This window comes from Microcoleus sp. PH2017_05_CCC_O_A, assembly GCF_020738785.1.
Lineage (GTDB): Bacteria > Cyanobacteriota > Cyanobacteriia > Cyanobacteriales > Microcoleaceae > Microcoleus.
In genome coordinates, this window is sequence record NZ_JAEQCB010000117.1 from 21,115 (window position 1) to 29,603 (window position 8,489).

An 8,489-nucleotide genomic window follows, 5' to 3' on the forward strand; every position below is an offset into this window, starting at 1 on the left:
TAATCTTTCTATTGAATTTGCCAGATCAATTGCTATCTGAGCTGCCAGCCGACGCGATTTACCCCATAACGCCTTAATTATCTCTGTTCTTAGACAAAAGTGTTTGTGATCTGTATCAACAATTTATGTGATTATACGCAACTTTACAAAAATCATAAAAAAAGCTACAGTATTTTCACTTACTTAGTTAAGGATACAAGCTCTAACTACGGGTTCTTCCGGTTTTTTTTGCCAGTTCTAGGTGGGATTTCAGCAATTTTGCGAAAATATCGTCGCTGTCAGTAAATCCATAAGCTTGCATTACATTGGCGATCGACCTTAAAATACAGTTTATAAAGTTAGCTAGTTGTTTCTTCAAAAAACTTATTATAAAATTGAGTAATTCCCCACTGTTTTGGCAACTTTTTTTTAGTTCGGTACTATAAAATAGTAAAATCGAAACACCATCGCATTTCTCATCCCTAAACATTTTCTCTTTTAATCGTGGAGCACGTGTAATCATGGTAAAGTCTCAGTATGAGGGATATTCCGTCGGCAAAAAACACACTTCCGCACTCAGGGAAAACTTCGGGAATGCCAAAGTGTATGCACAAAATGCACAATCAGTGCTTAACAAAGCTACTGGATTTATCAGTGCTTACGATTTCACGCTAAATCCTTATCGGGGCTGTCAGTACGGATGCAGCTATTGTTATGCTGCTGCTTTCAGCCCGAATTCACAGATGCGAGATGATTGGGGAAATTGGGTAATTATCAAGCAAAATGCAGTGGCAATTCTTAAGAAAGAGTTAGAATGTTGGCACAAGAAAAACCCCGATCGCCCACCGACAATTTACATGAGTAGTGTCACAGATCCGTATCAGCCAATTGAATCGAAAGAACAACTAACTAGGCATTTGTTAGAAGTCATGGTTCCCTATCAGCCGACGCTGGTTATCCAAACTCGCAGTCCTATGATAACTAGAGATATCGATATTTTACAGCAATTCCAGCGATTGCGAATCAACATGAGCATTCCAACTGGTAGCGAAAAAGTGCGGAAAGATTTTGAACCAAAATCTCCGAGTATTCCTGCAAGACTTAAAGCTATTGCCAAACTGAAATACAGCTTTCCTTATCAAGAAAATTGCGAAGTCAGATTTTCTATAACTGTGACCCCACTACTACCTACCCTACCCGAAGATGAAGGTAATTTTATTAGCAAGCTAGAAGTTGTCGATCGGGTAGTGATTCAAGATTTTCATGCCAGCAACGAGCGATCGCTAATTGCATCAACGCGCTCAGAAGCATTAGCTCTTAAACAAAAGTACGCTTGGTGGTACAATAGCGAACAGCAGAGTTATCGCAAGTTTAAAAATAAACTCAAGGCGATGCTCCCGGATGTTGAAATCATGGAAGGCAAAGAGGGATTTGGCTATGAATAATCTGCTAGCTAACTGGTGGCGTTCTCAAAAGTTTAACCAAGCCGTTAAGAGTCAAAATAATCGACTTGCCCAAAAACTGTTAAAAGAAATACAAAATTCAGGGGCAAAATTATCGTGGCAGGAGAAACTATATAAAGAATGGCTACAGCTTGAAAAATTATTGCAACAAAAAAATAACCGCCTCCAAGAAGGCGATCGGCGTTTAGCAGAGTTAGAACTGGAACTGGGGTTCGGAAAAATTGATGCCTTTCCCGGAGATATTGATGACTTAAGCTTATTGACTCCGGATACACAATTTATTGAAGTTATTTCACAAAGTTTCAAGCTTAAAGAATGCGATGCCAGCATGATTCAATGCACAGGGATTTATGAAAAAGTATTTGATAAGTTTGAACAACATTTGGCTGGTTTCATCAAAAATGAGCTGAATAATTTGAGTCGGCAAAAAACAAATTTTGATTCTTTACTTCAACAAGCTATTGACGATATACAAAAACTCAAAGAAGGACAAGATCCTCGATACAGTTTTGAGCTAAGTCCTCACATCTATTTAATTAGGTATTTCCTAGATAACGTCTATTGTGCATATCTAGCTTGGTTTCTCATTTACAAAGCAGGATTATTACCAACTAAAGTCAATATCCTTGATATTGCCGCAGGGCCGGGGACAGTTGCCTACGGACTAGGTTTGTTCCTGCAAACTATTAACGACTTTTGTTTAATACCGCCAATGCACATATCCTATTACTCTTTGGAACAGCAAAAAGCTTTTCAATATCGCGGACTCCAATTTTGGCGGCAATATATGGAACCCCACGAGATCAATGCTTACTTTCGGTTTGACACTTCTAGTATCTTTGATGGTGAAAGTCAATCTAGAAAGATTCCTCAAAACTTTTTTGATTTTATTGTAATTTCTCACTGTTTTTTTAACGATGAGGATAGAAGAGAAAAATCCCATCGCATTTATAAGGATATATTTACGGATTGCCTGACAGATTGTGGTTATGTTTTGCTAATTATTCAAGAAAATAAGTTGCTTAAACCTTACAATATTCGTCAACTTGATGATGTGGGGTTAAACTTGGTTTGGTATAAATATTTACATTCAACAAACAGCCGGACATCCCATCCGAATTTTGGAAAATTTGCTAGAGAAAATCTTCATACCCAGCAATTCATCAGTCCACTTTTTCGTAAGCACTTTAACTTACGTTATGACTTGAATTACTCAATTGATGATTATGTAATATTAGCCCAAAAATGAAGTTTTCAAATGAGTAAAATAACTCAGATATAATTTGATAGGTATTGAATTTTAATGCAAAAAAATATGCTCAAAAATTTGACTGACCCCTCTACAAATAAATTTCAAAATGGTTGGCATGGCAGCCTCAAGTTAGCCTACGCAAACCGTGACGGGGCTACCCAAATTATTCACAATCAAATGCAAGCGCGGAGTTGTCGGGGGCGATCGCCTTTCGCTCAATTTCCACCTCCAACAAAACGCCAAAGCCTTAATCACCACCGCTGCGGCTGGTAAAATTTATCGCAGCAGCGGACAGTCAGCGCAACAAAATATTGACATTCAACTAGATACTGGCGCTCATTTGGAATGGCTTCCCCAGGAAACTATCGTTTTCGACGGCGCAGTTTACCGACAAGACTTGCGGGTAGAATTAGCACCGCAAGCCAGTATTTTGCTGTGGGAAATTACGCGGTTCGGACGCAGTGCTAGGGGCGAAAAGTTCTTGTCTGGAGAATGGCGATCGCACACCGAAATCTGGCAAAAAAACAGCCCTCTGTGGATTGACAGACAATGGCTCAAAGGTGGGGGCGAAATGCTCGAAAGCGCTCACGGCTTAGCAGGAAAACCCGTAGTTGCTACCCTCGCTTGGATCGGCGAACCAGTCACAGCCGAGATGCTGGAAAAAGTGCGAGCTTTGCGGTGCGAAGATACAATTTATTCCGGATCTGTAGCCGTTAATTCTGCTGCCGGCGTTACTCGCATTCCCAACGGTTTGCTGTGCCGATATCGCGGTTCGTCCACCGCTGCCGCCAGAGACTGGTTTGTCGCTATTTGGGAATTGCTGCGCTTGTCTTTTTCAGAACGCCCTTGCTGTTTGCCCAGAGTTTGGATAAAATAGCATTCTCTTTTAGTTTCACCTACTTTCTGTTTCCGGTGCAACACATCAAATGCAATACCCGCCCCCAGTACCAGACAGACTACTTCTTCCGATTGACATTCGTCGTGACAAATATAGCCGATTTAAGTCAGAAATATGCGATCGGCAAAAAGTCGTTTTCGGTTCTTTGCTAAAGTCCAAAAACAAAAGGATAAATCACCTTGACACAAACCAGATGTTAACACTATCTTGAGTCATGGGATGTAATTACCGATGATTTGCCACCGCTGATAGTTGAACTTGAATAAATAATGCGATCGCACTTACAAGAATAAAAATGCAACTCACCCCCCAAGAAAAAGACAAACTGCTGATTTTCACCGCCGCCCTGCTAGCAGAGCGTCGCAAACACAGAGGTTTAAAATTAAACTATCCAGAAGCACTAGCCTACATTTCCGCCGCGATTTTAGAAGGAGCAAGAGATGGCCTCACCGTCGCAGATTTAATGAGCTACGGGACAACTCTCCTGACGCGGGAAGATGTGATGGAAGGGATACCGGAAATGGTGCATGAAGTGCAAGTTGAGGCGACTTTTCCCGACGGAACTAAGTTGGTGACAGTGCACGATCCGATTCGTTAAATAATATTTAAACCCACAGACTCGCAGGAGACAGATATGATTCCGGGAGAAATGATTGTTTCAGACGGTGAAATTGAGCTAAATGCCGATCGCCCAACAGTGCGGTTGCTGGTTGCAAATACGGGTGACAGGCCCATTCAAGTTGGTTCCCACTATCACTTTTACGAAGCAAACGAAGCCTTAGAATTTGAACGAGAACAAGCAAAAGGAATGCGGTTGGATATCCCCGCAGGTACAGCAGTTAGATTTGAGCCGGGAGATGAAAGAGAAATTCAATTAGTACCGTTTGTGGGTAGCCGTCAAGTCTACGGCTTTAATGGAAAAGTGAACGGTCATCTGGAAAGTTAAGTATGAAAGCAGAAAATCGTTTGCAAGTGTTGAATGTTGAATTGGGAATTTGTTAACTTAAAACTCATCCCAGTTAAAATAATGCAACTTTAACCTCGCAATCCCAACCAGGATCGCGCTCGGTCATCCTATGGAAAAGCTAAAATCAAAATGGTATCACTTACCAGAAAGAATTGGTTGAAAGCCTCTCCCCGATCGGGAGAAATTAAAATCAGACTATTCATTACTCCAATTCTCTTCCTTCTAGGTAGAGGTCGCTCTCCTTCGGTCAACTGTCAACTGCCAACTGTCAACTGTTGAACAGCACTACCGCTGGAGAGTGACAAAGCAATGTCAAAAAAAATTCTCTGCATAAGTGTATAAATGCCTTTCTTTTGTTAGTGAAACCTCAGACTTTTGAGCGAGTTAAAATCGGCAGTTTGCGATCGATATTGGTATTCAAAACCGCAAACATACACAGCAAAAGCGCATGATGAATCCAAAATTAGTTGACCAGATAAAACAGATGTTGAAGCAGAGTTTGCTTGCAACGTCGAGGCGTATCTGGAGAACCCCGTTAGATCGGCGTACCAGCATCAAATTATTAGATAACAGCATCGTTTACAAACAGCAGCACGTACCCCTCAACATACCTGCATTAACCTCAGTAAATGGAGTACCTTCTCGGTTTTTTACCACAGAAACAACCGTGTCTTTTGACCCGGATTATGTGTGGAAAATTTCCGTGAATAAACACATAGAGGCCCTAACTATTTGTACGTCTGGAAACACGCTGCTAAATCACAAGTTGCTGTTAGACCTAGATTTTCGGATTAGCGGCGCGGGTATTCTGGAATGGCCTTATAAATCCCACCAAATTACCTATCCGCTGGTAGTTGCTCCTTGGTCGCATTTGTGGTGCAGTTATTACGATTATGTGATTTTTGTACTGGCAAAACTTTGTAGGATTGAGGAGGCTTTAGGTAAGGAGATTTGGCAAGAAGCCAAAATTTGTTATCCTTTGCGCCATACAGCTTTTGAGTTGGATTTTCTGACCAAACTCGGTATTCCTAAAAGCTCGCTAATCGACACTCGGGCTAGAGATACAGGATATCATGCAGAAAGTTTAGTATTAGGAAACAATCAAGATTGGTATTTCCCCAGTCCTTACGATATAGAGCTTTTGCGGAAGAAATTCTGTCTCAAGGAAAATGTCAAGCCTTACAGGAAATTGTATCTTTCTAGAAGCGGGCAACGCCAGGTTAAAAATGAGGCACAAGTACGAGAGGTGTTGAAAGAGTTTGGTTTTGAAATTTTGGAAGATATTTCGCGCACTGTGGATGAACAAATTCGCCTGTTTGCAGAAGCAGCGGTGGTTGTTGGCCCTCACGGCGCTGGTTTTACAAATTTGTTGTGGTGTCAGCCTGGAACGAAAGTATTGGAATGCTTTTATGGCGGGTACACGCCGCCGTTTTTCTATTACATTTCCCAGATATTGGGATTAGAATACTCCCGTATGGTTGATAACAGCGACGATTCGGAAGATTGGAGTTTAATTAGCATGGATATGACGGTGGATGTGGAGGTTTTGAGAAGGGAAATCAAGAAAATGCTGGAATGAATTTACAAATCGACAAATGGGGCGATCGCACAAATGTTGTAAATATAGCCTTTCTCAAAAAGATGAGGTACTCATGGGCATAGGGCATAGGGCTCCGTGGGCATAGGGCTCCGTGGGCATAGGGCTCCGTGGGTTCCGTGGGCATTAGGGCATTAGGGCATACCTCACCACGCTTGAGAACCGCTATATTTGCTAACTCAGATTGAAGAACTCGGCACATAGTATAATTTAAGCGAGCCTCAACTGCCAACTAAAAAAATATTTATATTAGGAGAAAGCATGAGTTACAGAATGGATCGCCGCGCTTACGCGGAAACCTTCGGGCCGACAACGGGCGATCGCGTGCGGTTAGCTGATACTGAGTTATTCATAGAGGTTGAACAAGATTTCACAACCTACGGGGATGAAGTTAAGTTTGGCGGCGGTAAAGTCATTCGCGATGGCATGGGACAGTCGCCTATTTCTAATGCTGATGGTGCTGTTGATACGGTAATTACTAATGCTTTGATATTGGATTGGTGGGGGATTGTCAAGGCAGATATTGGGATTAAAGATGGCAAGATTTTTAAAATTGGGAAAGCCGGAAATCCTTACATTCAAGATAGGGTAGATATTATTATCGGGCCCGGCACGGAAGTAATTGCTGGTGAGGGAATGATTCTGACGGCGGGGGGAGTTGATACTCACATTCATTTTATTTGCCCGCAACAAATCGAAGTGGCGATCGCCTCTGGAGTCACTACCATGATCGGCGGCGGCACTGGCCCAGCAACGGGTACAAACGCTACAACTTGCACTCCGGGGCCTTGGCATATGTACAGAATGCTGCAATCAGCCGATGCTTTTCCGGTGAATCTGGGATTTTTAGGTAAGGGAAATAGCAGTCAACCTCAAGGATTAGTCGAGCAAGTTTTGGCGGGTGCAATGGGTTTGAAGCTTCATGAAGATTGGGGAACTACGCCAGCAACGATCGACAATTGTTTGAATGTAGCTGATGAGTACGACGTGCAGGTGGCAATTCACACAGACACTCTGAATGAAGCGGGATTTGTGGAAGCTACAATTGCTGCGTTTAAAAATCGGGCAATTCACACTTACCACACAGAAGGTGCTGGCGGCGGACACGCACCGGATATTATTAAAGTCTGCGGCCAAGCTAATGTTTTGCCTTCGTCTACTAACCCGACTCGCCCTTACACTGTCAATACTTTGGAAGAACATTTAGATATGTTGATGGTTTGCCACCATTTGGATCGGGGGATTCCTGAGGATGTGGCTTTTGCTGAGTCGAGAATTAGAAGGGAAACTATTGCTGCTGAGGACATTTTGCACGATTTGGGTGCTTTTAGTATGATTTCTTCTGATTCGCAGGCCATGGGAAGAGTGGGAGAGGTGATTATTCGGACTTGGCAAACGGCGCATAAGATGAAGGTGCAAAGGGGGAATTTACCCCCCCTAACCCCCCCTTACCAAGGGGGGGAAACAAGAGGGATAACCCCCCCTTACCAAGGGGGGGGAATAGAGGGGGGAAATGATAATTTTCGGGCGAAGCGGTACGTTGCTAAATACACGATTAATCCGGCGATTACTCACGGAATTAGTCAGTATGTGGGTTCGGTGGAAGAGGGTAAGTTGGCGGATTTGTGTTTGTGGCGGCCGGCGTTTTTTGGGGTGAAACCGGAGTTGGTAATTAAGGGTGGTGCGATCGCCTACGGGCAGATGGGGGACGCTAATGCGAGCATTCCGACGCCGCAGCCGGTGCATATGCGGCCGATGTTTGGCAGCTTTGGGGGGGCAATTGGGGCGACTTGTTTGACGTTTGTTTCGCAGGTGGCGCGCGATCGAGATATTGCAGCACAGCTCGGTTTACAAAAGCCAACTGTAGCAGTTTCCGGGACAAGGCAGATTAGTAAAAGAGATATGAAACTCAACGATTATTTGCCGCACATGGAAGTCGATCCAGAAACCTATGAAGTGAGGGCGGATGGACAATTGTTGACTTGCGAACCGGCAACTGTTTTGCCAATGGCGCAGAGATATTTTCTGTTTTGATTGGTTGTGCAGCCTCATCAAAACAATCCCAAAATTCCGTAGGGCGGGTTCACCAACCATCTATGAAATCCACAAACAATCTCATAAACCCGCCCCATCCCCGCGATTATTTAGATGAACATTTCACCAATAAATTATGGTACATTTGTATTGTTGGTGGGGCGGGGGCGGGTTTAGGAAATTATTCATTTTTACCGTAAATTGTTGGTGAACCCGCCCCTTGTATCTTAAAAGAGTCAGGCGATCAAACCGTAGACCGCAGGCTATAGAACCGAAGACACGGTTGTAATCAAACCGCA

At 43.2% G+C, this 8,489-nt stretch carries 7 protein-coding genes; all 7 read left to right on the forward strand.

What is annotated here, in order from left to right; translation table 11 throughout:
* Positions 1–500: 500 nt before the first annotated feature.
* The 7 genes from JGK20_RS23995 to ureC all read left to right on the forward strand — a co-directional run bounded on the left by JGK20_RS23995 (position 501) and on the right by ureC (position 8,190).
* Positions 501–1,424, forward strand: coding sequence for a radical SAM protein (locus JGK20_RS23995; protein ID WP_293186516.1), 924 nt, complete (start codon positions 501–503; stop codon positions 1,422–1,424).
* Positions 1,417–2,691, forward strand: coding sequence for a photosystem II assembly protein (locus tag JGK20_RS24000; RefSeq protein ID WP_293232401.1), 1,275 nt, complete (start codon positions 1,417–1,419; stop codon positions 2,689–2,691). The genes JGK20_RS23995 and JGK20_RS24000 overlap by 8 nt, the downstream gene beginning before the upstream one ends.
* 148 nt (positions 2,692–2,839) lie before the next feature.
* Positions 2,840–3,571, forward strand: coding sequence for an urease accessory protein UreD (locus JGK20_RS24005; RefSeq protein ID WP_366039400.1), 732 nt, complete (start codon positions 2,840–2,842; stop codon positions 3,569–3,571).
* Positions 3,572–3,887: 316 nt separating this feature from the next.
* Positions 3,888–4,190 carry an urease subunit gamma gene (gene ureA / locus JGK20_RS24010; RefSeq protein WP_293153142.1) on the forward strand — a complete coding sequence of 101 codons (303 nt, stop codon included), beginning with the start codon at positions 3,888–3,890 and terminating at the stop codon, positions 4,188–4,190.
* 36 nt (positions 4,191–4,226) lie between these two features.
* Complete coding sequence (locus tag JGK20_RS24015; protein WP_293186510.1) at positions 4,227–4,538, forward strand: urease subunit beta; 312 nt, start codon at positions 4,227–4,229, stop codon at positions 4,536–4,538.
* Between the two features lie 469 nt (positions 4,539–5,007).
* On the forward strand, positions 5,008–6,138 hold the full coding sequence (locus JGK20_RS24020) for a glycosyltransferase family 61 protein (protein ID WP_293193496.1): 1,131 nt from the start codon (positions 5,008–5,010) through the stop codon (positions 6,136–6,138).
* Positions 6,139–6,417: 279 nt separating this feature from the next.
* A complete protein-coding gene (ureC, locus tag JGK20_RS24025) occupies positions 6,418–8,190 on the forward strand; it encodes an urease subunit alpha (RefSeq protein WP_293204917.1) in 1,773 nt (590 codons plus the stop codon).
* Positions 8,191–8,489: the final 299 nt, after the last annotated feature.

Coding starts and splice junctions, on each gene's coding strand:
- JGK20_RS24015 (WP_293186510.1), top strand. CDS start 4,227: ATGATTCCGGGAGAAATGATTGTTTCAGACGGTGAAATTGAGCTAAAT.
- JGK20_RS23995 (WP_293186516.1), top strand. CDS start 501: ATGGTAAAGTCTCAGTATGAGGGATATTCCGTCGGCAAAAAACACACT.
- JGK20_RS24020 (WP_293193496.1), top strand. CDS start 5,008: ATGATGAATCCAAAATTAGTTGACCAGATAAAACAGATGTTGAAGCAG.
- ureA (WP_293153142.1), top strand. CDS start 3,888: ATGCAACTCACCCCCCAAGAAAAAGACAAACTGCTGATTTTCACCGCC.
- ureC (WP_293204917.1), top strand. CDS start 6,418: ATGAGTTACAGAATGGATCGCCGCGCTTACGCGGAAACCTTCGGGCCG.
- JGK20_RS24000 (WP_293232401.1), top strand. CDS start 1,417: ATGAATAATCTGCTAGCTAACTGGTGGCGTTCTCAAAAGTTTAACCAA.